This window comes from Streptomyces sp. NPDC006552, from assembly GCF_040611655.1.
GTDB lineage: Bacteria > Actinomycetota > Actinomycetes > Streptomycetales > Streptomycetaceae > Streptomyces.
Map to the genome: position 1 here is coordinate 1 of NZ_JBEXOS010000089.1, position 23,480 is coordinate 23,480.

Annotated in this window: 22 protein-coding genes, 1 pseudogene and 1 CRISPR repeat array; of the genes and pseudogenes, 15 read left to right on the forward strand and 8 right to left on the reverse strand. The window is 68.4% G+C overall.

Annotation, left to right across the window (positions count from 1 at the left end; all coding sequences use genetic code 11):
• A pseudogene (locus tag ABZY33_RS32925) lies at positions 1-86 on the forward strand (IS5/IS1182 family transposase); the annotation flags it as partial.
• 24 nt (positions 87-110) lie between these two features.
• On the opposite strand, the gene ABZY33_RS32930 reads toward ABZY33_RS32925, so the two are convergent.
• The gene (locus ABZY33_RS32930) at positions 111-671 is read right to left on the reverse strand and encodes a DUF2716 domain-containing protein (protein WP_356495376.1); all 561 of its coding nucleotides are present in this window, start codon (positions 669-671) and stop codon (positions 111-113) included.
• A gap of 617 nt (positions 672-1,288) precedes the next feature.
• Positions 1,289-2,200: a hypothetical protein gene (locus ABZY33_RS32935; RefSeq protein ID WP_356495377.1), complete on the reverse strand. Its 912-nt coding sequence runs from the start codon at positions 2,198-2,200 to the stop codon at positions 1,289-1,291.
• A gap of 580 nt (positions 2,201-2,780) precedes the next feature.
• Here ABZY33_RS32935 and ABZY33_RS32940 point away from each other — a divergent pair.
• The 5 genes from ABZY33_RS32940 to ABZY33_RS32960 all read left to right on the forward strand — a co-directional run bounded on the left by ABZY33_RS32940 (position 2,781) and on the right by ABZY33_RS32960 (position 10,983).
• Positions 2,781-3,974 carry an ABC-three component system protein gene (locus ABZY33_RS32940; RefSeq protein WP_356495378.1) on the forward strand — a complete coding sequence of 398 codons (1,194 nt, stop codon included), beginning with the start codon at positions 2,781-2,783 and terminating at the stop codon, positions 3,972-3,974.
• Positions 3,971-4,462, forward strand: a complete 492-nt coding sequence (locus ABZY33_RS32945) for a three component ABC system middle component (RefSeq protein WP_356495379.1) — start codon at positions 3,971-3,973, stop codon at positions 4,460-4,462. Before ABZY33_RS32940 ends, ABZY33_RS32945 begins: the two co-directional genes overlap by 4 nt.
• Positions 4,459-6,417 carry a DUF3732 domain-containing protein gene (locus ABZY33_RS32950; protein WP_356495380.1) on the forward strand — a complete coding sequence of 653 codons (1,959 nt, stop codon included), beginning with the start codon at positions 4,459-4,461 and terminating at the stop codon, positions 6,415-6,417. The genes ABZY33_RS32945 and ABZY33_RS32950 overlap by 4 nt, the downstream gene beginning before the upstream one ends.
• 295 nt (positions 6,418-6,712) lie before the next feature.
• A complete protein-coding gene (locus ABZY33_RS32955) occupies positions 6,713-7,483 on the forward strand; it encodes a hypothetical protein (RefSeq protein WP_356495381.1) in 771 nt (256 codons plus the stop codon).
• Entirely contained in the window at positions 7,468-10,983 is a 3,516-nt protein-coding gene (locus tag ABZY33_RS32960) for a DEAD/DEAH box helicase (protein ID WP_356495382.1), read from the forward strand. The genes ABZY33_RS32955 and ABZY33_RS32960 overlap by 16 nt, the downstream gene beginning before the upstream one ends.
• On the opposite strand, the gene ABZY33_RS32965 is transcribed toward ABZY33_RS32960, so the two are convergent.
• The 5 genes from ABZY33_RS32965 to ABZY33_RS32985 form a co-directional block, all read right to left on the reverse strand.
• The gene (locus ABZY33_RS32965; protein WP_356495383.1) at positions 10,955-11,143 is read right to left on the reverse strand and encodes a hypothetical protein; all 189 of its coding nucleotides are present in this window, start codon (positions 11,141-11,143) and stop codon (positions 10,955-10,957) included. The genes ABZY33_RS32960 and ABZY33_RS32965 overlap by 29 nt on opposite strands.
• Positions 11,144-11,553: 410 nt before the next feature.
• Complete coding sequence (locus ABZY33_RS32970; RefSeq protein WP_356495384.1) at positions 11,554-11,865, reverse strand: DUF6300 family protein; 312 nt, start codon at positions 11,863-11,865, stop codon at positions 11,554-11,556.
• A gap of 412 nt (positions 11,866-12,277) precedes the next feature.
• On the reverse strand, positions 12,278-13,006 hold the full coding sequence (locus ABZY33_RS32975) for a hypothetical protein (protein ID WP_356495385.1): 729 nt from the start codon (positions 13,004-13,006) through the stop codon (positions 12,278-12,280).
• Between the two features lie 399 nt (positions 13,007-13,405).
• Positions 13,406-13,618 carry a hypothetical protein gene (locus tag ABZY33_RS32980; protein ID WP_356495386.1) on the reverse strand — a complete coding sequence of 71 codons (213 nt, stop codon included), beginning with the start codon at positions 13,616-13,618 and terminating at the stop codon, positions 13,406-13,408.
• Positions 13,611-15,068 (reverse strand): transposase, encoded by a 1,458-nt coding sequence (locus tag ABZY33_RS32985; protein ID WP_356495387.1) that lies wholly within the window; start codon positions 15,066-15,068, stop codon positions 13,611-13,613. Before ABZY33_RS32985 ends, ABZY33_RS32980 begins: the two co-directional genes overlap by 8 nt.
• Before the next feature lie 381 nt (positions 15,069-15,449).
• A CRISPR array of direct repeats spans positions 15,450-15,972; the repeat unit is 29 nt; unit sequence GTGCGGCCCTCCCGCGCAGGGACGGTCCC.
• A 344-nt stretch (positions 15,973-16,316) separates the two neighbouring features.
• On the opposite strand from ABZY33_RS32985, the gene ABZY33_RS32990 reads away from it, so the two are divergent.
• Positions 16,317-17,357, forward strand: a complete 1,041-nt coding sequence (locus ABZY33_RS32990) for a hypothetical protein (protein WP_356495388.1) — start codon at positions 16,317-16,319, stop codon at positions 17,355-17,357.
• A 59-nt stretch (positions 17,358-17,416) separates the two neighbouring features.
• Here ABZY33_RS32990 and ABZY33_RS32995 read toward each other — a convergent pair whose 3' ends face one another.
• Positions 17,417-18,166, reverse strand: a complete 750-nt coding sequence (locus tag ABZY33_RS32995; protein WP_356495389.1) for a hypothetical protein — start codon at positions 18,164-18,166, stop codon at positions 17,417-17,419.
• A gap of 633 nt (positions 18,167-18,799) precedes the next feature.
• Between ABZY33_RS32995 and ABZY33_RS33000 the strand changes: the two genes are divergently transcribed.
• The 8 genes from ABZY33_RS33000 to ABZY33_RS33035 all read left to right on the forward strand — a co-directional run bounded on the left by ABZY33_RS33000 (position 18,800) and on the right by ABZY33_RS33035 (position 23,023).
• The gene (locus ABZY33_RS33000) at positions 18,800-19,303 is read left to right on the forward strand and encodes a hypothetical protein (RefSeq protein WP_356495390.1); all 504 of its coding nucleotides are present in this window, start codon (positions 18,800-18,802) and stop codon (positions 19,301-19,303) included.
• Complete coding sequence (locus ABZY33_RS33005; RefSeq protein ID WP_356495391.1) at positions 19,300-19,653, forward strand: hypothetical protein; 354 nt, start codon at positions 19,300-19,302, stop codon at positions 19,651-19,653. Before ABZY33_RS33000 ends, ABZY33_RS33005 begins: the two co-directional genes overlap by 4 nt.
• A gap of 143 nt (positions 19,654-19,796) precedes the next feature.
• Positions 19,797-20,036 carry a hypothetical protein gene (locus ABZY33_RS33010; protein WP_356495392.1) on the forward strand — a complete coding sequence of 80 codons (240 nt, stop codon included), beginning with the start codon at positions 19,797-19,799 and terminating at the stop codon, positions 20,034-20,036.
• Positions 20,033-20,488, forward strand: a complete 456-nt coding sequence (locus tag ABZY33_RS33015; RefSeq protein ID WP_356495393.1) for a hypothetical protein — start codon at positions 20,033-20,035, stop codon at positions 20,486-20,488. The genes ABZY33_RS33010 and ABZY33_RS33015 overlap by 4 nt, the downstream gene beginning before the upstream one ends.
• 636 nt (positions 20,489-21,124) lie before the next feature.
• Positions 21,125-21,523: a DUF3846 domain-containing protein gene (locus ABZY33_RS33020; protein ID WP_356495394.1), complete on the forward strand. Its 399-nt coding sequence runs from the start codon at positions 21,125-21,127 to the stop codon at positions 21,521-21,523.
• A 76-nt stretch (positions 21,524-21,599) separates the two neighbouring features.
• Entirely contained in the window at positions 21,600-22,031 is a 432-nt protein-coding gene (locus ABZY33_RS33025; RefSeq protein ID WP_356495395.1) for a DUF6573 family protein, read from the forward strand.
• Between the two features lie 5 nt (positions 22,032-22,036).
• Positions 22,037-22,321 (forward strand): hypothetical protein, encoded by a 285-nt coding sequence (locus ABZY33_RS33030; RefSeq protein WP_356495396.1) that lies wholly within the window; start codon positions 22,037-22,039, stop codon positions 22,319-22,321.
• A gap of 72 nt (positions 22,322-22,393) precedes the next feature.
• Positions 22,394-23,023, forward strand: a complete 630-nt coding sequence (locus ABZY33_RS33035; protein ID WP_356495397.1) for a hypothetical protein — start codon at positions 22,394-22,396, stop codon at positions 23,021-23,023.
• The last annotated feature ends 457 nt before the right edge of the window (positions 23,024-23,480 follow it).

A 23,480-nucleotide genomic window follows, 5' to 3' on the forward strand; every position in this document is an offset into this window, starting at 1 on the left:
GGGAACGCCGAGCCGACATTCACGAAGCGTTCCTCAAACTGGCCTGCTGCCTCATCACCCACCGACAACTCAGGTCATTGTGTTAGCCGTTCTTACAGGACAACCCTTAATCAGCACCCCGGCCAGGTGGGTTCGGCGAAAGGCTCCCGGGAGTGCGCAACTGCGACCGCCCTGCCGGACCTGCGGATCGGTGGCCCAAGAACCTTGCCGACTTCCGTGGCCGCGACATCGAGAAGCTCTTCACCGAACAGGCAGAGAGACCCCTCCCAAGGGTGGCCAAAACTGCCGAAGTGGAAGTCCTCCGCAAGGAAGATGCAGTAGTCCCCGTCGGGATAAGGGCTCAGCGGCCAGGCAGGTTGCCCAGGACCGCCGACCTCCTGCGGTGCGAAGCGATACGACGTGTGCTGCCAGTCGAGGGCGAACAGAGTGCCCGACGGGCCAACGCAGGAAGACAACCCCTGCTCGACGACCGCGACCAGGTGGTCCAGGCGCTCGTAACTCGAATCATCGTCAAGCGCAGCGAGGCTCCAGGTCACCGACGCGACGGGCTCCTGGATGGCAGGCCACTTGATCGGATTCGTACTCGGCCGGAAGCTGAAATCCTCGTAGAAGCGATCCCATACACTCCGGTAATCGGCCTCTGGCAGCACGACCACGGGATCTTCGATCATGCCGCGATCCTACCGATTCGCCTGGTGGCCGCAGAAAGATCGTTCACGGGCGTCCCGGCCGACGCCCCACGGGCCTGAGGCTGACCTCAGCGCCCACGCCGGCCGGGGCTGAGCGAGTCTACCGGGGGTCCGCGGCGCGAAAAATCCAAGTGCCCTGCATCTGAGCTTAGTTGTCTGATAGGTGTTGGCCCCTCATGGTCCAGAACCACACTCCCGGCATGCTGGGCCGTGGGAGGGGCGGCGCTTCGCGCCCTGTTCCGCCTCGCTGCGTAGCTGCAGGCGCGTCACGCGACGCTGTACGGCTCAAGCCGCCTGAACCGGCAGTCACGACTACGTCGGTGCGTCCGGTGCGTCCGGTGCGTCCGGTGCGTCCGGTGCGCGGGCGCGGGTCGCGTATGGCTCCTCCATGCGGGAGGATGATCCCGTCTGCAGGTCCGCCGGCCGGGGGCCGCGGCTGATGATCGGGGCATGAGCGACGACATCACCGCCCTGCTTCCCGCCCAGGACGCCGCGCGCCGCCTGGAGTCCTGATCCTTCACAGATCCCGCACCGACTCCAACCGTGTGGCCGTCATCACCGGAACTGTCCTCACCCTGGAGAGGCAATGCTGAAAACGCTCAGTCGCCGCAACCAGTCGCTTTAGTAACTCCCTTCGGGTCTGCCATAGCAATTTCTTGAAGCACCCATTCCGTCATGATGGACTCGCCGCGCTTGGGGGTAGGAAGCTTCTTCACCGTCTTCAGGTGCGGCGGTACGTTGAAATCTCCCGAAAACCTGTCCCAGGCTACTCCCGAAGCGTCAAAGAAGCCGATTCCCGCGGCAGCCGCGGGGGTGTACTCCTCCACCTTCTTAGGGTTCCTGGTGAAAGATAGATTGCGTAGCGCGAAGCGCATGTTGAGTTTGATCTTTGTGCAAGCAGGGAGGATCCGCGGAATATTGAAGACAATTCTCCCTGGCTTATTTTCGTCGTCGAGATACGAAAAATAGATCACAGGCATGTAGATGGGGTCTTTTGATCTATTCTCGACAAAAACGAATCGCGGGCCAAGCTGTCCAAATCGTTTCTTGTACAGCTCTCTGTTTGTCCAGACGTTCACCTTGACCGCCTGCTCCTTCTTCTGTGCGGCAAGGGCGCGACGGCTGTCGCTGATTTGCATCTTGGCCAGTTGATGAGAATCAGTGGTTGCAGTACCCGTGTAGGAGAGTGCCGCAATCGCTGCAATAGCGGACAGGGCTGCAGTGAGGAGCGTGGCCCATGCGATGATGCTCTGTTCCTTCTGAGCCCTAGTCCTCTGTCGGGCCGGCGGCTCCGGCGTGTCTTCGTTCTCCTCGCTGGAAGCGGTCCCGGGTAAACGGGTAAGCAGGCGCAGGAAGGACGCGGCGAGACGTCTTCTTGATCTCGCGAGGCGCCCTCCCCCTTCGGTACTAGATGATCTTGACCGGATTGAAGTCGGTGGCTCACCTTCGCCCTGCTGGCCGTCGCTGTCGTCACGGGCTTGCGCTGCAGCAGGCGGCTCGATTTCTGGCACTATGGATTCCCCCGATCTTTCCGGCTTGACGCACCGGAATTGCCGCGGGGACATGCTACTTTCAGAACCTGGTCCTGGCAGTCGGAAGATAAAAGTTCGTTCCGTTCGAAGTTCCCCCAGCTCAACGCATCTTCGTAGAGGAACCACGCCCTGCCGGGAGACGCCGCGGCGTGCCCGGCGCTTCAGGTTCGCACCGCACACGCCTCATCCACGGGCCCTATGGCCCGGCGCATCCACGCTTGTCACCGAAGACGCCTGGCCAAAAGCCCTGTACGGCCGCTTTGGGGATGGACGAAGCCAACGCGCGCGACGACCAGGATCGCCCCGCAGCCGAATCCGCGCAGTGCGTGCCAGCCGTCTCGGGAGGCGGTGGGTTGCAGGGCCGGTCCGTTCAACCGGCATCGTGTGAGTTATAGGTGCTCGCTCGGGCATCTGCCCTGACGCTGGCGGACCGCCGCCGGATGGGGCCGTTGGCCGAAGGTGTGTCAGCCGGAAGGGTCCCAACAGGGCGGATTCCGTGACAAGATCTGCGCACTCGCGGTGATCCTGAGGGGGTGGGCAGCGCGTGGGGGAACGAGACGTGGACTTCCGGGCATCGGCGTCTGCACTGGGTTACGTCTACCAGTTACGAGAAGCGCTCCACCTGTGCGTGAGCCGCCTCGGCCAGCTGGACTGGTCGCTGGCCATCGAGGCCGGCGACGACATCGAGTTGGTCAACCGGGACGGGCGCACGTACTACCAACTCAAGCACCGCTCCCAGGGCACGCGTCTGACCGACGCGAGCACGGATCTCTGGAAGACCCTGCGCATCTGGTGCCTGGCCGTCGCCCAGGACCAGATCACCCTGGACGAGACCGACCTCATCCTGATCACCACCGCCGGCGTGTCCGACGGCGGGATCGGCAGCATGCTGCAGCCCTCCGCAGCGGCCCCGCGCAACGAAACCGGCGCGCTGCAGACCCTCAAGGCCGTCCGCGCGGCGTCCACAAACACCGAGCTGGCGAAAGCGTTCGCCGCATTCGACCTGCTTACCGACGCCCAGCTGGAACATCTGGTCTCCCGCATCCAGGTGGTGGCCGACGCGCCGGACGTCGCCGATGTCGAGCACCGGCTGCTGCAGAGCGCCGTCACCGCCGTGGGACGGCAACACGCCGCCTCCTTCCTGATGCACCTCGAAGGCTGGTTCTACCAGCGCACCATCGTGCACCTGCTCGACGAGAGCGTCGATGCGATCACCGCCCTGGAATTCGACGGTGCCTTTTCCGACCTCCGCAACCAGTTCGCCCGCACCAGCCTGCCCATCGACGAGGACGTCGCCCTCATGGAGGCAGACCTCGCCAGGTACGCACGCGAGCCCTTCGTACGGCAGCTGGAACTCATCCAGCTCGGCACGGCACGGGTCAACCGAGCGGTCCGCGACTACATGCGCGCCTTCGAACAACGCTCGCGGTGGCTGCGGGACCAGCTGGTGCTCCCACAGGAGATCAGCCGCTACGAGCGGCGGCTGATCGAGGAATGGGACGACCTGTTCCTCGACATGATCGACACACTCGGCCCCGACGCGGCCGAGACGCAGAAGGTCGACGCAGCCATGAACATCTACCGGTGGGCGATGGCCGAGGCCAAACGGCGCATCCGTCCCGAGTGCGACGAACCATTCGTGACCAAGGGCTCCTTCCACATGCTCGCCGACGAGCTGCGCGTCGGCTGGCACGTGGACTTCACAGCCCGCCTCATGGCCCTGCTCGAGCCCGCCCAGGCGACCAGCGAATGACACCGTACAACGCCCTCAGCCGTGACGAGCGTGCCCTGTACAACCCCGCCTTCACCGGCCTGCTTGCCGCCCGCGCCGTGCAGGGACACCAGGCCCAGCACGGCACCACCTGCCCCATCGCCATCGCCACCCTCGCCGCCGTGATGGCACTGCAGCCGGCCATCCGCACGGTGCTGCCGCACTCCGTGGCCAGCGGCCTCAACCGCTGGGTGGAAGGCAACACCGCGGTGCGGGCCTCCATGGCGGTGAACGCCACCGCACTGGCCGACACCGTCCGGCCCGGCCTGCTGACCGCGCTGCAGACCCAGCTGCTCGCCTGTGATCACCAGGGCCGCCTCTTCGTCCCCACCGGAGCTCTGCGGCAGACGATCACAGGAGAGAGCGAGGACGTCATCGACATCCAAAAAGCCGCCCGGCTGCTGGGGCGCTGGCTGTCCAGCACCGGAAGCCTCAGCACCGTCATGACCCTGCTAGGAGTGCGTCCTTGACGTTCCAGATCGCCGCCATCTCCCTCTACAACAGGAGAGGCGAGATACGCACCGTCCCCTTCCGCACCGGTTCACTGAACATCATCACCGGTGACCCCCGGCGCGGAAAGAGCGCCATCTTGGCCATCGTCGACTACTGCCTGGGCAGTGACGGCTTCGTCATCCGCGGTGCGGCGCTGCGCGACTACGTGCACGTCTATGCCCTCACCCTCGTCAAAGACACGCAGCAGCTGTTCGTCGCCCGCTCGGCCCCGGCACGCAGGGCGGCACGCAGCACCACCCTGTGTGTCCAATTCCAGGCCCAGGGCGCGCCACCGCCCACCCTGAGCGAGCTGGACTTCTCCATGCCCCTGGACACCGCGAAAAAGGTGCTGTCCAAGTTCGCCGGCATCGACCCCGCTGTCCGTCTGCCCGTCGCGCGCAGCGCCCGCCAGATACCCCCGTCGGTGCGACACGGCATGTTCTTCTGCCTGCAGGAGCAGAACGAGGTCGCCAACCAAGACCTGCTCTTCCACGCACAAAACCAGGACTTCCACTCCTCGGCCCTGCGCGCGATGCTCCCGTACTTCCTCGGTGCCGTCGACCCCGAACGAGCCCAGCGCGAGCACCAGCTCAAACTCCTGCGACGTGAGCTGGCCCGGGAACAGGAGCGCCACGACCAGGCCCGTCCCTTCCAGCCCGCCTCAGGAACAGCCGCCGCCCTGCTCGCCGAGGCCATCGAGGCCGGCCTCCTCAACCCCCTGCCCGCAGGCCGTCTTCTGTCCCAGGACGAGATCGTGCGCAAGTTGCATGAGATCACCGAGCCCCAACCCACGACCGGCACCCGCAGGGCAGGAAGCGAAGACCCGCTCTCCGCCCTCAACGAAGAACGCCGCACCCTGCGCGACGCCTACGCCCAGACGCGCATGCGGATCTCCAACCTCAAGTCCATCTCGCGCGAGAAGGATGCCTTCCTCGGCCAGGCACACGAGCAGCACGCCCGCCTGGCCACCCTCAACCTCCTGCCGCCAACACCCTCGGACACAGCGGACCAGCCCGCCCAGTGCCCCGTATGCGGCAGCCACGTCGACAACTCGAGCGAAACCGTCCGCCTCATGCGACACGATCTTGAACGGCTCGCCGCGGAGACGACCACGATGGGGGAGGCCACCCCCGACATCAACGCCCGCATCGCCCAGGAAGAAGAATCCCTGAACGAACTGCGTAATGCTCTGGCACGCAACCAGGAACAAACGGAGGTCTTCAGCGCGGGCCAGAGATCGACTGCGCAGGATGACGCAGAGCGCCAGGCGGCCGTCGTGCGCGGCCGTATCAGCCTCTTCCTCGACACCATGGCGCGGCACACCCACACCGCACCGGACCCCGACCGCCGAGAGGAACTGGCCACACAGATCGCAGAACTCGAGGAGAACCTGGCCGGCACAGTCCAGCAGGACGTGCTCAGCAGCTACCTGTCCCTGGTCAACCAGAAGATCCAGACCAAGGCCATCGCTTTGGAACTGGAACACCGCAACGAACCCCTCCGGCTCGACCCCCAGGCACTGACTCTCATCGCCGACTCACCACGCGGACCCACCAAAATGGCCCAAATGGGCAGCGGTCAGAACTACTTGGGCTATCACATCGCGACCATGCTCAGCCTCCACGAGTGGTTCTCCGAAATGCACAGCCCCGTCCCCCGCTTCCTCATCCTCGACCAGCCCTCACAAGCCGGATTCCCCGACGACACCCGCGACGGCGGCTTCGGAGGCGCGCACGCCACGCTCCTCAACGTCTACAAGACAATCCAGCACACCATCGACGTCCTCGACGGTGACTTTCAGGTGATCGTCGTCGAACACGCCGACCTCGACGCTGAACCCTTCCGCAGCGCCGTACGAGAACGATGGCGCCTCACCAACGGACAGGCCCTGGTCCCCGAGCACTGGATAACCGACACGCCAACCGAACAGTGACCGTAGGCAAGGCCGCGGAACTTGCGAAGGGGTGCGGCCAGCAGGACGTCGAGTACGTGCCGGCCAGCCAGGACACCAGCAGCGCCTCGATAAGGTGACCTTGCCGAGGGCCGCCTCGGCCCCCAGCGCACAACGGGTGCGGCGCGGGTGGTGGGGGACGAGCAGGGGGTTCGGGGTGGTCGACGTTTCGCACGCGCAAGCGCTGGCCCGAGCGACGGCCGTCGGGGGGCGGGTGGCCGACCTGATACGACGAGAGCCGCGAGGAGACGACCAGCCGTGCCGCTGGGAGCTCGTCGTGACCCTCAACGGCAACCCCGAGGACCGGGCGGCCGCCGCGTGGATCATTGCCGACGAGATCATGCGGGAGCGCACCGGCGGGCGCCCACGGACCTACGGGAAGTGGCGCGAGGCCACCTTGAACGGGGCGAAGCTGACCGGCACGGATCACGTTCTGGTGAAGGCATTCGCGGAGCCTGTCTTCGAAGCGGCCGCCGCGATGAAGCAGGGCAACCACGGGCTGGCCGGGTATGTGGGTGAGTGGCTCTGGTATCTCCTGACCCGCGACCTGCCCGAGGATCCGGCGCGCGCCGTGGAGATCCTCGGGCCGCCGAAGGCCGCCGTCAACGACGGGGGCGGCGACGGACTCATCGTCTACCGGGAAGACGGAACGACCTGGGGCTTCTCCTTCCGGCTGTGGGAGATGAAGAAGTACACCGGGGAGGCGAACCAGCCGGACGGGGCGATCCGCAAGGGCTGGACGCAGCTGAGCACCAAGGGAGCGACCTATCTGGGAATGCTGTCCTGGGGCGACAAACTGCTCGCTGACGACACCCGGGAGTTCGTGGGCAGTCTGGCCGAGCAGTGGGTCGATGAAGAGGAGTCGGCTGGTGGCGGCGTCAGCGTCGCGCTGAACAACACGGCGATCCCGACGAAGGCCTTCCACCTCGCTCACGAGCACTTCACCACCCACAAGCACCCCGGCGCGCTGCAGGGCCTGGTGGTGGCGATCGACGATCTCGAGGGTTTCGCCCACGAGGTGAGGAAGTACGTGTGGACCGCACTCTAGATCCGGCTGTTCTCGCGACTGCCCTCGGCGAACACCGTCCCGGCGGGGTCCTGCCCTCGGTGCAGGAACTGCTGGCTGCCATCACCCAACTGGAAATCGCCGCCTTCGGCAGAGACCAGGAGATCCCGGACGACGTGCTGGCCACGGCATGGCTCCTGCACGGACTGGCCGCGGTCGAGCCCGAGACCCCCGGATTCGACCCGATGCGGACCCGGCAGGCCCTCGCGGTCAGCGCGCACGTGATGGACCTGGCCCTCGCCGACGAACGACACTCCTCCACCGAGCGGCTGAAGATCGCCTTCGCCGCCCAGGCCGGGTACCGCCGGTGCGAGCAGGAGCCCAACGCCACCGCCGTCTACCGCCAGGTCAAGAACCTGGTGAACTTCACGTCCTCGCTCCCGGCGCACATCGACACCCTGGCCTTGGAGGCTGGCGTCGTGTTCCTGGGTTTCGACCGGCCCGACCTGAACCGGGTCCTGTCCGCCTGGCGTCGGCAGTTCGCGGAGCTCCGTGAGCTGATGGACGGCGATCCGCTCGCAGGCACGATGTACGGACCTGCCGAAGCCGTCGTCGAAGCGGTCCACCACCTGCGCCTGTTCCTCTCGTTCGGCGATCCGGACCGCCTGCAGGACGCACAGGACCTGCTGGGCAGCGTGCTCGACGGCCAGGCCGGCCGCAGTGACCCGCCCGCCCGGTGGGTCGCGGCCCACCTCCTCGGCCTGAGCGGCGAGATGGCCGCCAGCAGCCTGTACACGCTGCTCCCGGAGGGAACTCCAGATGCGGTCGCCCGGACCTTCGCGATGTCCGATCCGCCGGTGATGACCCTGTGGCGCCCGCAGCGCCAATTGCTGAACCTGGAGCGGGGCAACCCGGTCGACCCCGCCACCAGCCGGAGCCTGATCAGCGTGCCCACCAGCGCGGGCAAAACGCTGATGGCCCAGCTGGTGATCTGTTCCCACCTGGCGCAGAAGACCGGCCGCGTGGTCTATGTATCGCCGATGCGCAGCCTGGGCCGGGAGATGCGGGCCGCGCTGCGGGGCCGGCTGCGGCTGCTGGAGCGCAAGCTGGTCGCCGAGCAGCCGGACTTCCCGCTCGCCGACGGCAGCGGCTCCCTCGTCGGAGACGTGGACATCGTGACCCCGGAGCGGCTCATGCACATGATCCGCAACAACCCGGGCGCAGCACTGGACGAGGTCAGCCTCATCGTCGTCGACGAGGCCCACCACCTCGCCCAGGGCCAGCGCGGGTTCGTGCTGGAGAGCCTCCTCGCCCTTCTGCGGACCCGCTCCGACATCCGACTGGTGCTGCTCTCCGCCGCCGTCGGCAACCGGGCTGCCCTTGCGTCGTGGCTGGACCCAGCGCGACCGCCGGAGGAGGTGTACTTCACCGACGACTGGCGCGGCCCGAGACGCTTGCACGGCCTCATGTACCCGCTGCTGCTCAAGAGCCAGGCCGAGCGCACCCCGCGCAAGCCCAGCAAGAACCAACCCTCCACGACCCGGGCCACTGTGCCGGTGGCCCCGCGGCTCGACGTCCGGCCGACTGCCGCCAGCGGCACCTTCGGCCTGACCTTCCCCGGTGTCGGCGCCCGAGCGTACGCCTCCCCCAATTCCCGGCAGTGGAAGGCTGCCACCAAGCTCACCGGCGGCATCCCCGACTACGAGGTGTTCGCCGCCGGCGCCGCCGCCCTGACCCGGGCTGGCAGCGTCCTGATGGTCGTCTCCAAGAAGGACATCGCCAGGAGCGCCGCGCGCGCCATGGCCAAGCATCTGGACGTCCGCCCCGAGGCTGCGGCGCTCACTGAGTTCCTGGCCGAGACCCTCGGCGAGCAGCACCCCCTGGTCGACTGCACCCGCCATGGCGTCGCCTTCCACCACGCCGACCTTCCCGACGACGTCCTGCACGCCGTCGAACAAGGACTTCGTGACGGAGACCTGCTGGCCATCGCCAGCACCACCACCCTCACCGACGGCGTCAACCTCCCGGTGCGCACCGTCATCATCAATCACACGGTCGAGGGTGATCCCACACGCGGGAACCAGCACGGCCTCAGTCCCGCGAAATTGCTCAACGCCATCGGCCGGGCCGGCCGGGCCGGGCGCGAGAGCGAAGGCTGGGTCATCCTCACCCGCCCCTACCCGCCCCGGGCCGCGGAGTTCGAGAAACTCACCCCCGACAGCGAGCGGCTCACCGTCACCTCCGAACTCCTCAGCGAAGACGCCCTGCGGTCACTGGCCCACGCCGAGGGGCAGCTGCAGGACTCGCTCGACGGCCTGTTCGGCGTGATGGGCACCGTCGCGGCCGACTTCGCCGCGTTCGTGTGGCTGGTCTTGCAGACCCACGCCGAGACCCTCCACGTGCCCGGCGACCGGCTGGACCCGGTGCGGTCGCTGCTCGCGATGGAACAGGCCGACGACCCTTCGGTCCCGGCCCGCTGGATGGCGCTCGCGGAAAAGGTCACCGCGGTCTACGACGCCACCGACCCCGTCTCGACCCGCCGGTGGGCCAGCACCGGCACCAGCATCGGATCCGCCCGCTTCCTCGACCAGGTCGCCCAACGCCTCGCGGAGCAACTCGTCGCCTACGCAGACCCCGAGGGCACCCCGGACGAGATCAGCGTCTTCTTCGGTCCGCCCGAGTGGCCGCTGGAGCACACCTTGGACTTCCTTGCCGAGCAGAGCGCCTTCAAGGATCTTCTGGCGACGCCCGAGGCCTCCGGGAGCTGGAAGCTCACCAGGCAGCACAACAAGGACCTCCAGGCCGACGTGCCGATCGGCGACGCGGTCCGGGACTGGATCTCCGGCACCTCCATCCCGGAACTGGCCCGCACCTGGATGCCCGACAACATGCCGTCCCATCCCCGGCTGCTGGAACTGACCGTCCAGAGCATCAAGCAGGCTTTCGAGCACGCGATCAGCTGGACAGCTGGAGCCCTGATCAACCTCGTCAACACCCACCCCCTGCTGACACCCACCACGCCCCGTCTGTTCGCACAGACGGCCTGGCACATCCGGCACGGTGTCGACACCGAGCAGGCCATCACCCTGCTGACCTCCGGCATTACCTCCCGCCGCCTGGCCCACCAGATCGGCCGCGCCGCGGCGGAGGCCGGCATCAGCTCCGGTGAGCTCCGCACCTGGGTAGCCGATCAGCAGATCGACGGCTGGGTCACCGCGTACAAGGCCAACACGTACGAGATCGAGGACCTCCTCGACTACGTGAGCAAGCCAGCCAACCCGCTCAACGAACTACTGCGGGGCCACCCCGTGACCATCCCTCTCGCACGGGTAGGCCCGGGCACCGCAGACGGGCCGGTCACCCTGACCCACCCAGGCACGAAGCCGGCGACCATTAGGGTCAACCGCGGCGGAAACCAGATCGCCGCCATCCCCGCGGCCCGGCATCACGCCGTCCTCACCCTGATCGACAGCGGCCTCGACCTCACCCACCAGCTTCAGGCCGGGCAGCTGGTCACCACCTCGGCCATGGCCAGCCTGTAGGGCGCCAAGGGTTGGCCGGCACCGGGTTCGGCAACAACAGCCAGCACATCGTCGAGGCCGCCCGCCGCCGCAGCCGGGTGCGGCGGCGGGTCAGTGAGGCGGCCAGCATGGCGGGGATGGCGGCGGCGAGCAGCGCGCTGGTGCGGTGCGGGAGGCTCATGGCAACTGGCTGGCCTGGCATAACAGTTCGCCATGCGGCACGTCGTTGTGGTTCCTCCAGATGGGCGATGTGTGCAGCGCTCCGGTCCGTGGCCGTGCGGGGTGTGCAACTTGTGCACACGGATCTTTGGGATCCGGTCCGGTGCCTTGCCAGCCATGGGTCACCTTCATTCGGTGCACATAGGTCGAGACCAGTCGGTACGGTGCGCCCGTGGAGATACCGGGGGTTGCAGCGCTATGGACCGTTGGATCATTCCTGCTCTCCCCTGTCAGCTGTGCGTCGAGGCCGACAAGTGCGCTCCACGTGCGCAGGGACGGTCCCAGTCGAGGCCCACCCCCACGTCCGGGGTCGGGGTGCGCTCCCACGCGTGCGGGGAGTTCTGCGGGCCAGTGCGCTGCGGGTGCCTCCCGCTACATTGGTCCGCCTGAGGTGTCAGGCTTCCAGTGCCAGCCGTGGCCGGCCATGCATTCCTTGGTCCAGTCGACCATCAGCCGGGCTCCCTCGGCGGCTCTGGCAGTGTCGTGGCCGCCGCCTTCGGTGAAGAACTGCACCAGGATCCCGGCCGCGGGGCGTGTTGCGTCCCCGGTGTCGCAGGCCGCGCACAACTGCAGATGGATCGGCCGTCCGTCTGCGTCGTTCTTCGGCGCAACGGCGCTGAGGATGAGGTCTCCGCGGCAGGGTGAGCACTGCGGGAGTCGGTGGGTACGTTCAACACGGGGCATCTGGCGCTCCCTTGCTCGCGATCCCTCAGCCAATCTCCGGCCTCGACTGTCGTCAACCCTCACTGTTGAGTTCAGCGGGTGTGGTGCGGGTGGCGGGATGTAAATGGCCGGCGCCCAATCCCGCTGGTTCCGACGCGCGTGCGACAACCACGCCAGACCTCGACGTCCTGCCGCTCGGCGGGCAGCACGATGATCAACGGGGGTTCGACGACCTGCTCGGCGACGGGCTCGCGGGTGTGGACCTCAAGGACGAGGACAACACCGCGAACCCGATCGAGCGCGGTCCCGCCCAGCCGCGTGTCACGATCCTGAAGCCGGGTGATGCTGCGGTCTTCGACCTGGCCTGCACGATCGACAACAGACGCATCAGCCCGACCGGGTTGGCCTCCGCCGCGGAGAAGGAGTGGTGCCTCTATCGCTCGTGTACGTCCGGCACCACCGTTTCGGCCGCCGCTCCCGCGGTTGCCGGCTGGGGCATGTCCAGGGCCTGGGCGATTTTCTTGGCGATTGTTGCGATGTGGGGTGGCAGGTAGGTGTCGAGTGCGTCGACGTCGTCGCACAGCCGGGCACGCAGCCCGTGCAGGCAGGCTGCGGTCCACACCCGCTCGACGTCCGTGTCGTCGTCCCGGTGCGCACCAGCACTGTCGGCGTGCGCGATGCGCAGGTAGGAGGCCAGGCCTCGGTCGAGTCCCTCGGGCAGGTCCTCCCCGAGGAGGGCAGCTACTTCGGCTCGGTGCTCCTCGGCCGGGCCGGGCGTGCGGTCGTGCTGGTAGGAGGCCTGCAGGTACTGATCGAGTCGGCGGGGGCTGGTTCCGGTGCGCTGGCAGTACGCGGCGATCAGCAGGGAGAGGGCGTTCATCGCGTCCGCCGCGTCCGTGGCCCGGTAGAGGGTCATGCGCTTCCAGTCGCGTGCGCGGTCCGGCTCGGTGTAGCGCATGACCTCCTGGCAGTTCATGACGGCCTCGGCGGTCATGGACTGGATTGCCTGGCGCAGCGGTTCGGGCAGGCCCTGGGACTCGGCAGCTGCTGCCGCGGCGGTGGTGCTTGTTGCTGTGCGGGCGCGGAGAGCGGCGGTGTACTTGGCGCCTCGGGCGACATCCTCGCGCGCACGCTGGGCGGTGGTGGGCTGCTTCTTGGGCATCGTGTCCCTTCCTGAGGGCCAGAGCCACGCCTCTCCGCCCCCGGTGAACAGCGAGCCGGATGCAGAAGTTGATGCGCGGGCCCCGGAGGACCTTGACCACCAGGTGCCCCGTCATCGGCGTGGTGCAGGGCAGCAGTGAGCGGCAGTACGCGTCTAGCCGTCAGGGACGATAGCGCCGTGCAGCAGCAAGTCTGGCCGGGACACCGGGTGTATCGCTCGCACGGGTGAGTCTGCCGGTCGACGCGAGGGGGAGGAAGCCGACTGGCTCCTAATCCGCCGAGGCGGGTGGCCGGTGCGCTCCAAACGGTTGCTGTTGGCCCTGGCTACGGTGGCGGCATGCCGGTCTCCGCGCCCAGGACCGAGCGGGCGGGTCCGGGGCTGCCGGGGTGCACCTCCAGGTCATCCGCCCGGTTGATGAGCGCGCGCCGGCCAAAGTAGGTCCGCTCGGCGATAGATGATGTCCCGCTGGTCGAATTCGCCGTAGAAGTACAGGACGCCGTAGAGGAGTTCGCGCTTCCAGGCGCCGGTGGGCCACCGGGCCAGTGTGGCGGCGACGGTCATCGGCTGGTCGGGCGGTGGCAGCTCAGTCGCTCCCGTGGCCTCGTCACGCATCTACGGCTCCCTGCAAGGTGTCGACCTCGTCGGTGGCCGCATGGCCGGACGCGGCGTGTCTGGTGCTGGCGCTCTCCTCGGAGGCCAAGGCGCGGTGTTTGATGTTGACGGCGGCTCCGATGTCGGCGTGGGTCACGTGGCCGCAGCGGGTGCAGGTGAACAGGTCCCGGGTACGGCGGCTCTTGGCATCCACGTGCGCGCACCGGTTGCAGGTCTGCGACGTGTACGCGGGGTTCACCGCGGTGACGCGCGCCCCGTACCGGGGGGCCTTGTACTCCAGCTGCCGGCGGATCTCCCCGAAGCCCACGTCCAGGATCGCCCGGTTCAGACCGGCCTTGGCGGCCACGTTGCGTCCCGGCGCCTCCACGGTGCCCTTCGCCGAGCGGGTCATGTTCTTCACCCGCAGGTCCTCCACGGCCACCTGCTCGTACTGCGTCACCAGCCGCTTGGTCAGCAGGTGCTGGGTGGAGCTCCTGCGCGCGGCGGTCAGCGCCTGCAGACGGCTCACCTGGTCTCGCGCCTCCCGCCAGCCGGCCGACTGCTCCCAGGCGGGCAGCCCCTTCACGTGACGGCGCGCCATGCGCCGCTGCCAGCGGCGCAGCGAGCGCTGCGCAGCCTCCAGGTGCCGGGGGTTAGCGAACATCTGCACCTTGTCCTGGCCGATGAGGACCGGGTCGGACGTGGCGGCGAACACGCTCACGCCCAGGTCCACGCCGACCGTCCCGGCCTGCCGCTGCCGGCGCGTCGGCGGGACCGGATCCGGGGCAGCGATGCGCACGTTGAACGCCGCGAACCAGCGATGTCCCTCCCGCGTGATCGTCACCGACTTCGTGACCCCGCCCCGGGCCAGAGCCCGGCTCAAAAGACGGGCGGGGCGGTGCAGGCGCACCACGAACGCTTTCTGTCCGCCCGGCTCCTTCTCCCCGCCGATCCGGACGTGCCGCAGACTGCCCGGCATGAGCCGCACGCTGAACATCCGGAACGAATCCTGGCACCGGCCACGCCTCTTGGGCCGCGGATAGCCGACCTGCACACCGCGCTTCGCCGCACTCTTCCAGTTACTGAACGCCGTGTCGGCGTCCCGGAACGCCTGCTGGCACACGGTCGCGTTGACCCCCTTCCACCAGGGATACAGGAAGTGCGGCTCCTGGCCCGGCAGAAGCGGCCCGGGAAAGGGCAGGTCTCGCACAGCACCGAACATCTTCTGGATCTCGAACTGCCCCGGCATCTTCACGACGGGCGCGTTCCTGGCCGCTTCCTGGGGCGTCTGCCCATGCCGGATCAGCACATCACGGCCACTGCTCCACCGGTGCTGCGCGGCGTTCTTGATGCCGTAGGCGAAGTTGAAGGAGCACCGGGACGCGTTCGCGTACCGGTGCAGGATCTCGGACTGTGCGGGGGTGGGATCGAGCGGCAGGCGGACCACGATGGTGGTGGTGTTCTCGTTCATGGCACGCAGCCTCGCACCCGCCACTGACAATCGAATCGCCCGGAATATCCGGTACGTGTCGCGCAAGGAATTCAGCTGTAGAGGCGCTTACAGTGGCGCTGTCGCTTCGCGGTCAGCGAGGTGGACTCGTCCCCTGGACAGGGGAGTAGAGCGTCCGTGGACTGCGCCGGCCTCAGGGCGAGGGCAGGACAAGTCGCACCGTCACGGTGGGGACTGAAGCGGACAGTCTGCGATCTCTCGGGATGGCAGTCGGCGTGGCCGGGCGACTGGCCGCCCGTCCCCTTTGCGTGCGTGATGTGGCGTGCTGTGTGCGTATGCCGGAATCTGCGGAAGTGGTAGAAAAACAGCTCCGATCGGAACAGGACTTGCAGGTCGGCAAGGGTGCGGCCCTCCCGCGCAGGGACGGTCCCCAGCCTTGACCAGTACTTTCCGGCCGATGCCGGTGCGGCCCTCCCGCGCAGGGACGGTCCCGGCATCGCGGACCAGTTCGGCGAGGGCCTGGCGTGCGGCCCTCCCGCGCAGGGACGGTCCCCGTCAGATCCGCGCCGCCTGCACCGACACCGGGTGCGGCCCTCCCGCGCAGGGACGGTCCCTGGGCTGGACGCCGCTCGCGGGATACCCCGGCGTGCGGCCCTCCCGCGCAGGGACGGTCCCGCTTCGAGCAAGAACGACGGCTCGTGTGTCGAGTTCGGCCCTCCCGCGCAGGGACGGTCCCTTGCTGGTGGGGAGACTGTTCTGGGGTTGGGGTGCCGGGTGCGGCCTGCCCGCGCAGGGACGGCCCCTTCGGCCCGAAGTACAAGGTCGGCCCGTCGGAGTGCGGCCCGCCCGCGCGGGGATGGTCCCGGCGGACTGTTCATCGCAGGCGTCGATGAGTTGTGCGGCCCGTGCGTGCGGGGACGGTTCCAAAATCAAGGTGTTCGAAGGGGACGGGCGCTGTGCCGCATGCCGCGGCTCTCACCAGCTGGGCGCTCTGTATGGGCGGCATAAAAAGTGGCCGGCGCCCAATCCCGCCGGGGCGGGGTGGCCAGGGCGCCGGCCTCGAAGACCACACCTGAAGGGTGAACCTGCAGAGCGTGATGGGTTGAGTGTAGCTGTGAAGCAGGCCTGCTGGGTGGCTCCTTGCCGCGTGTGACGTAACTCCCTTACCCTTATTTTGACGGTGTTATAGTGCCGGCTCAATCGACTGCTGTCCTGCCCTTCGTGCCGTGTGCGCCGGGGTGGGGGTGGTGACGTGAGGGGGTCTATTCGATGATCCGTGCAGGCCGTCGCGGCTTCGTGCAGAACAGTGCCGATCTGGCTGCGGCGATGGGGTTTTCGTCGGTGAAGGCGTTCCGCAACCGCAAGCCGCACGAGGCGCCCGGTTTCCCGGCCCCGATCAGCGCGCCCGAGGGGAAGGGAAAGCTGTGGGATGCCGAGCAGACAGCGGCGTACATCAACGGTGACCCGGTGCCGGCGCTTCCTGCGCGGGACGACGACGAGGATCTGCTCGAGCGGACTGAGGCGGCCGCGTACCTGAATGTCACGCCCAAGACGTGGGACTCCTACAAGAGGGACCCGCGGCTCGCGCCGCATCTGGTGGTGGTCGGGGGAGTCGAGCATTGCCCGCGCCACGCGTTGCGCGCCTACCGCGAGAGCGGGGCCGCGGCGGCCGGCCAAGGGCCGGTGCACCGGCCCAGGGGCAGTGGCGACATGGTCCCGCGTGACCAGCTGCCCGGCCGGGTCGGCGAACTCCTCGATGCTGACCCGGCGCTGACACTCGCCCGCCTCACGGAGGAACTGGGCATTGCCAACTCGACGGCCACCCGCATACTGCCCCGGCTGCGGGGAGAGCGGATCGCTGCCTTGTGCGCGGCCGAGGAGGGACTGTCCCTGGAGGAAGCCGCGCAGCGGCTGAACTACCCGGCCGCGGTGCGCCGCTCAGCGCTCACCTACGCCGCGACAGCGCTGCGCGCTCTGCGGCTGCGGCCCTACGTGCAGGAAGTGATCGACGCGCTGATCTCCGCACGCCTCGCCGATCCCCAGCAGGCGGAGCTCGTGCCGGTGGCAGAAAACGTCCTGGCGGCAGCGGTGCCGCTCGCGTTCGATGCTCCGGTGCCGGCGCTGGCATGGGACGAACGGTGGGGATGGCGAACAGCCGTCAGCCGGCGCCACCCCCTGGGCCGTGAGAGTGGCTGGCCGCCTCAGGGAGATGGCATCCGCTACATCGCCGGCACGCGGCCCGCTCCGAGAGAAGTGGTTGCGGCCCTCTACGACGGTCGGACCGGCTCCGGCCGGCCGTCGGGTCGCTGACACTGCCGAGGCGGCGCACCGGGCGGCATCTGGGACCGTGCCATGTGTGTGGGACCGACTTATTCGTCGGCGAGGGGGCTGCTCTGCGCGGCGTTTTTCCTGACTCCCGCGGCGGTGTTCTCCTCGGGCAGGAGGTAGGGGGAGCGGGCCAGGAACGCGCGGTGCCTTGAGTGGGCTTCGTGATCGGCCTCCGCGCGGGAGGGCGGAATGAATCCCTGGACGGGCCAGGGCTGTGCGTCCAGGAACCGCAGGGCCATGGCCGCGCGGTGTCCTACTGGGGTGGGTGCGTTCGCGGCAATCTCTCGGCGCCCGTGGGCCGTCGCGTCGGTGAAGGACGGTTTCAGGCGCCGGATCTGCAGGGGGTCCAGCACGGCCAGCGACGGCTTCGCCGTGAAGGGCGGTCCCAGGACGACGCCCACGTGAGCGAAGTTCGAGACGAGGAACAGCGGCAGGTTTTCACCGGCGAGTGCGACGGAGACCGACGTCTTCCAGTCCCGGGAGAGCAGCCACCGCTCCTTGGCCCGAGCGAAGGCCTCGTTGTCGTCCGGGGTGGGAACCTGGGTGCGCAGCCAGGCAAGCAGGTCCCAGTAGGACTCCTCGGCATGCAGCGAGGCCTCGTGCAGTTTGGCGAGGAAGTCGTCCGTGGCCTCGCACGGCAATGCGGCGTTGAGTGGCGGGCGGTCCTGGCGTCCCATCCGCCAGGTCATCATCCCGTACTGCTGACCGACTTCCAGGTCGTCCACCACCACGATCGCGCGCTGCGGTCGTGATGAAGGGCTGCCCGAGCGCAGTCGTTTGCCCTTGCCCATCGTCACCTACCTCAAGAGGTGCTTGGCCGGCCGCGGTGCGGGCCGGACCCACTGCTGCTGTAACGACGGCCGGCAGTGTTACGGGGACCGCTGTCGCACGGACGCGTGACGTCCCCGGGGCGCATTGACTCCTGCTCAGGACGGCCCAGGGGGTGCTGCTCAGCTGTGCGCCGCTCGTCCCCGGAAAAGGAATGAGGGAGCAGCATTGGGGGTGGGTGAGGGCGCGCGGTGGCCGCACCGCCGGGGCGGCGGGTGAGGCCGCTCCGCGGCGTCCCCCCGCCTGGCCGCGTGCCCCACCGTGCGCTCCGCGCCCGCCGGGTACGGAAGCGCTCCGCGCCCTCACGCGCTGCGGGCCCCAGCGACAGGCCCGACGCTCCGCGCCCGGGCCCGCGCTCCGCGCCGCCGGCTCCCTTGCCTGCCTCTCGCGCTCCGCGCGTGATCCAGAGCCCCCAACGGAGCGGCCACCGCGCGCCCTCACCCACCCCAAAACGCCTGTGAGCTGCGGGAATTGATGAAATGACACGGCGTTCCGTACCCAATTTTGGACTCAAATGCGGTAGCCTTGTCTTGTTCGGGTTCGTGGCCGATCCCGAACATCGAAGACCAACCGCACCCACATCAAAGGGGACACCTGTGTCCAAACTCTGCGCCCACCGCCGACCCGACCACCACGTCGACGGCGAGACCTGCCGCTACGCCAGCGAGCTGAAGCCCGGCGACCAGATCAACGTCCTGAACGGCGTCCTGGTCCGCGTCCTTCAGGCCGACCCCATCGAGGACGCCGAGGACTGGATCGCCGTGCTGCTCGACGGCTCCGTCGACGGGCCCACGCCCCTCGCCCGCGACTCGATCCTCCCGGTGCGCCCGGCCGACGGCCTGCGTCCGGACGAGATGCCCGCACCCGACCGGGACGTCGAAGTCCGCGCCACGGTCGAGGTGACCGAGGAGGTCGTCTATGAGGCGACGCTCACCCTCACCGTCCCGGCGTCCGTGACCGTCGACGACGCAGCTCTGCTGGCCCACCTGGACGCGCACTGGTCGGACTACAACGACGTGATCGAAGGCGGAGCAGGGACCGTCACCGACCAGAACCTCTCGGATGCCCGGATCGTGCAGCGCAAGGACGCGACGTCATGAGCGAGAAGAAGGCCTCCGCTGACAGGCGCGCAGTCCAGCTTATCGACGCGATGCAGACCAGCCTCGCCGAGCTGCGTGAACTCGCGCAGGCATGCGACGACTTCGTCACCACCTGGGTGGGTACGGGCCTGGCCAGTGAGCTGGTTCCGCACTACGACTGCACGCTGACCTGCGAAGAAGCCGAGACCCTCGCGGGGGTGACCGGCGCCTACGGGTACGCGGGCACAGCCGAAGCCATCCTCAGCGAGCATGCCGAGCACGACGAGTGCGGCGATGCCCACCACTCGTGCCCCGACTGCACCGAGGACGACGACCAGGCCGCCGCGCCCAAGGCCGACATCGCGACCTGACAGCCGCACACCGTGGGCCCGGTCCCGCCCCGGAGCCGCACCACCAGCTTCCGGAGTCGGAACAACCCGCAGTGGTCACCCCCACCAGCCCGGGCCGGGGCGGGCCCGCAGCCCGCCCCGGCCCCCTCCGAGAAGAGCGACTCATGCCGCACTACGCCGTCACCTGGACCATCGACGTAGAAGACGCCCTCGACCCGATCGACGCCGCACGCCGCGCCCTGGCCGTGCATCCCCACTACAAGCCCACCTCCTGGGCCACGGTCGTCACCGTCGCCGACGACCACGACGAGCACCTGGTCGACCTCGACCCCCACGGCATCGGCACCGAGCACGCCTCCCCGACGTGCACGACCAGCGCGCGCTCCCAGGGCGAGCTGCGGTGAGCGCGCGCTACGAAGTCGCAGACGCCGACACCACGCCCCTGCGCCTCCTCACCGTCGACGACGGACCGCACGAGCTGGGCGCCGACCTTCCGCCCGGCGCATCGGCTCTGGTCATCGGAGATCCCCAGGCGGCAGCGTTCGCCGTCACCGGCACACTGGACCAGCTGCGCGCCTTCGCCGCACGGGCCACGACCGCGACCGCCGCGCAGCACGGACAACCAGCCCTGCGACTGCACGACTACAACGAACTCGCAGCGCAGGCAGCCGACTTCATCAATACCCACGACGCCCGCGTCGACGCCTTCCGCCTGCCCGCCGAGGAGGGCCAGGACCCGCGCACCGCCGACATCGACCCCAGCAAGTACGCGGCCTACTTCGACATGTGCGCGGACTGGGGCGCAGACGCCCTGGACCTCGTCGCCCAGAACCCGCACCAGGCGCCGCCCGCCTGACAGCCGGCCACCCCGAGGCATGGCACGCGTGCCTCGGGGACCGGCCTGACTCAAGTACCCGCCCGCGACCGGGACACCGTGCCACCATGAGGACTGTCGGCCCGCTGGTCTCCCCCCGTAACCAGCGGGCCGACGCACGCCTACGGCCGCAAGCCGGGGGCGCAGCACCGGGGCGCGCCACCGTCCCCCGCCAACGGCCCGTCCAGCGCGCAGCAAAGCCCCCTCACAAGCCCGGTGGGGGCGCAGCACGGGCCGTGCCGGACGGCCGGTCCAGCGCTCCGCGCTGCACCGGCCTGGCCGCGTGCCGACCGGCCGCTCCGCGCCCGCCCGGACCGAGCGCTCCGCGCTCTCACGCACTGCGGAGTACGGCAGACACTCACGGGCCGCTCCGCGCCCCGCTCCCTCGCTCCGCGCTGCCGAACTCCTTGCCCTCGGCGCGACGCGCCGAGGGGCCCCGACACACCCCGCGCTGCGCCCCCACCGGGCCCGCGCACGGCATCTGATCTGGGAAAACGCGCCGATCAAGGCGTCGAAAACGCCGCCCGTAGGGCAGAAGTGCGATACCCTTATCTCGTTGGTTGGTCCTGTGGCCAGGACCCCAACACGAAGACCCGACCACCAAGTTCAGGGAGAACCATGCCCAACACCCAGACCTCCACGGCCTACGCGCTGCTCATCCGCACGGACGGCCAGTTCCGCCTTCTCGACTGGCCCGCCAACGACAACGACCACCTGAAACTCCTGTACGCGGCCTGCGACTGCGACCACATCGACGCCGTGCAGATCACCGAGCGCCTGACCATGTGGATCGACGACGAGGGCCTGATCAACCAGGCCACCCCGAACTTCGGCGCGACCCGCCTCTACGCCACCCACCGCCAGCCCCACCAGCTCTACCACGGGCACGCCCTGTTCACCGGCGGCGCCGACGCCGAGGGCAACACCCTCGGCCTCACGGCGGACGAGGCCGCCCACCTCGTGGAGCAGTACCTCACCGCCGGACTCATCCCCACCCAGCGCCCCCGCAGCAACTGACCACCCCTCCCACGGCCGGGGCGGCGCTGTGGCCGCGCCGCCCCGGCCCTTCCAAGACCACCTGAAAGGGCCCACCATGACCGACGCTGAGTACACCCCCGAGCAGGCGGCCGCCGACGGCGTATACGTCGCCCACCCCCTCACCCGCGCCCAGGCCATCACCCACGGCCTGTTCGTCGAGGTCCCACGCACCCTCAGCCACGAGGCCGGGTTCCGCGTCCCCGTCGCCCTCACCAAGGCCGCATGGGAGGACTGCGTGGCCTGGACCGACACCGACGACCACAAACAGAACACCGTCCAGGACGAGACCGGCCGACTCTGGGACGTCCTGATCATGTCCCGCCTGGCCATCGCCCGAGCCAAGGGCATCCAAGCGCACGTCACCCTGCACCGCATCAAGCGCGACGGCCGCTCCCGCATCCCGCAACTCGCCCGCCTCGTCGTCGAGATCGGGCCCGGCGACCAGCGCGAGCCGGTGATCACGATCATGCTTCCCGAGGAGGGCTGACCATCATGGAACCTCGCGAATTCGCCTACACCTTCATCTGTGACTGGCTCGACCACATGACCCAGATCACCAACAACAAGTTCATCGTCGTCGCCAACGGAATCACCTATGAAGAAGCCGTAGAGAACGCGGCCAAAGCCATTCTCGACTTCTTCCCCAACGTCGCCGAATACGCCAACCCGAACACCCTGTGGGACCACGAACGCGGCGCTGTCCGCCTCGCTGAGCTCTACGGAAACCAGTCCGGATACCTCGTCGACCGCGACACCTACGACTACATCCGGGCATAACCCCAAACTCGGGGGCGGCGCTGTGGCCGCGCCGCCCCCGGGCCTCGAAGACCCCACCGACCAAGGAGAACCATGGGTTACGACATGTACAGCGCGACCGAACCCGACGAGGAGCAGGCCGCCGCAATCCGCGCCGCCGCCGATCGCGTCGAAGAACTGCGCTGCCAGTACGCCAACGCCAGCGCCAGCGCAGCCACGGCCCTGGAAGACCAGCTCGACGCGGCATGGGAGGCGTACGACAAGTCCCGCACCGGCCTCTACTTCCGACTCAACATCTGGGGCATGGGCACCGCCCGGCAGCTCATGGGCGCCCTGGACATGCTCACCGACGCGGCCGTCCCGGACTTCCCGACCCTGGAGGCATACGGCCTCACCGAGCACCCCGACGACCCCCGCCACTACCCCGACGGCCCCGAACGCAAGGCCGCACAGCTCCGCCTGACGGACAACCAGCGCACCTACCTGGAAGCCGTGCAGGCGACCATCGACCGGGACCCCGAAGGCCAGGGAATCGCCTCCTACAAGCTCGTCAGCAATGACGGATGGCTGGTGTCCGAACGGGAACTGTCCGACGCACTTGCCGCATGGGATAAAGCGAGCCTCAAGGACAGGCAAGAGACCCTGACCGAATTCCCCTGGTGGAACGACTGGATGAACTTCCTGGAGTACAACGCAACACGCGGAGGATTCAGGGTCTACTGATCGGGTAAAAAAGGGGCGGGCCGGTATCCATCGGCCCGCCCCTTTGCGGGTGACCTGACGGCAGTTCAGAACCTAGCGGGCCGCAAAAGTGACACACTGAGGGATCCAGCGACGCTACGTCAATACCGGCCTTAAATCGGTCGCATGGTGGTAGCGTCTGAGTACATAAGCAGGCCAGGCACCAACTTTGACACACCACATGTGCGGTGCCCGGGCCTCGGCAGGCGACTCCGCTCCGCTGCGTCACCGGCCCGCCTCTGTAGCCAGCAGCAAGCCCGCGCGGAGCGTGGGCGGCCGGCCGGATCGCGGAGCGATCCGAGCCAGTCAGGATCGCTCCGCGTTGCTGTCGAGGCGTCACGGAGTGACGCCAACTCCCCGACGGAGTCGGGGAGTTCAACCGGCGCTCCGCGCCGGTTTCCGCCGCGTAGCGGCGGCGCGTCGTGTCTGCGGAGCAGAC

Bases quoted from the DNA above. Each gene is read 5' to 3' on its own strand.
- ABZY33_RS32930 (WP_356495376.1), bottom strand. From the start codon at position 671: ATGATCGAAGATCCCGTGGTCGTGCTGCCAGAGGCCGATTACCGGAGT.
- ABZY33_RS32945 (WP_356495379.1), top strand. From the start codon at position 3,971: ATGACACCGTACAACGCCCTCAGCCGTGACGAGCGTGCCCTGTACAAC.
- ABZY33_RS32965 (WP_356495383.1), bottom strand. From the start codon at position 11,143: ATGAGCCTCCCGCACCGCACCAGCGCGCTGCTCGCCGCCGCCATCCCC.
- ABZY33_RS32970 (WP_356495384.1), bottom strand. From the start codon at position 11,865: ATGCCCCGTGTTGAACGTACCCACCGACTCCCGCAGTGCTCACCCTGC.
- ABZY33_RS32975 (WP_356495385.1), bottom strand. From the start codon at position 13,006: ATGCCCAAGAAGCAGCCCACCACCGCCCAGCGTGCGCGCGAGGATGTC.
- ABZY33_RS32980 (WP_356495386.1), bottom strand. From the start codon at position 13,618: ATGCGTGACGAGGCCACGGGAGCGACTGAGCTGCCACCGCCCGACCAG.
- ABZY33_RS32985 (WP_356495387.1), bottom strand. From the start codon at position 15,068: ATGAACGAGAACACCACCACCATCGTGGTCCGCCTGCCGCTCGATCCC.
- ABZY33_RS32990 (WP_356495388.1), top strand. From the start codon at position 16,317: ATGATCCGTGCAGGCCGTCGCGGCTTCGTGCAGAACAGTGCCGATCTG.
- ABZY33_RS32995 (WP_356495389.1), bottom strand. From the start codon at position 18,166: ATGGGCAAGGGCAAACGACTGCGCTCGGGCAGCCCTTCATCACGACCG.
- ABZY33_RS33005 (WP_356495391.1), top strand. From the start codon at position 19,300: ATGAGCGAGAAGAAGGCCTCCGCTGACAGGCGCGCAGTCCAGCTTATC.
- ABZY33_RS33010 (WP_356495392.1), top strand. From the start codon at position 19,797: ATGCCGCACTACGCCGTCACCTGGACCATCGACGTAGAAGACGCCCTC.
- ABZY33_RS33020 (WP_356495394.1), top strand. From the start codon at position 21,125: ATGCCCAACACCCAGACCTCCACGGCCTACGCGCTGCTCATCCGCACG.
- ABZY33_RS33025 (WP_356495395.1), top strand. From the start codon at position 21,600: ATGACCGACGCTGAGTACACCCCCGAGCAGGCGGCCGCCGACGGCGTA.
- ABZY33_RS33030 (WP_356495396.1), top strand. From the start codon at position 22,037: ATGGAACCTCGCGAATTCGCCTACACCTTCATCTGTGACTGGCTCGAC.
- ABZY33_RS33035 (WP_356495397.1), top strand. From the start codon at position 22,394: ATGGGTTACGACATGTACAGCGCGACCGAACCCGACGAGGAGCAGGCC.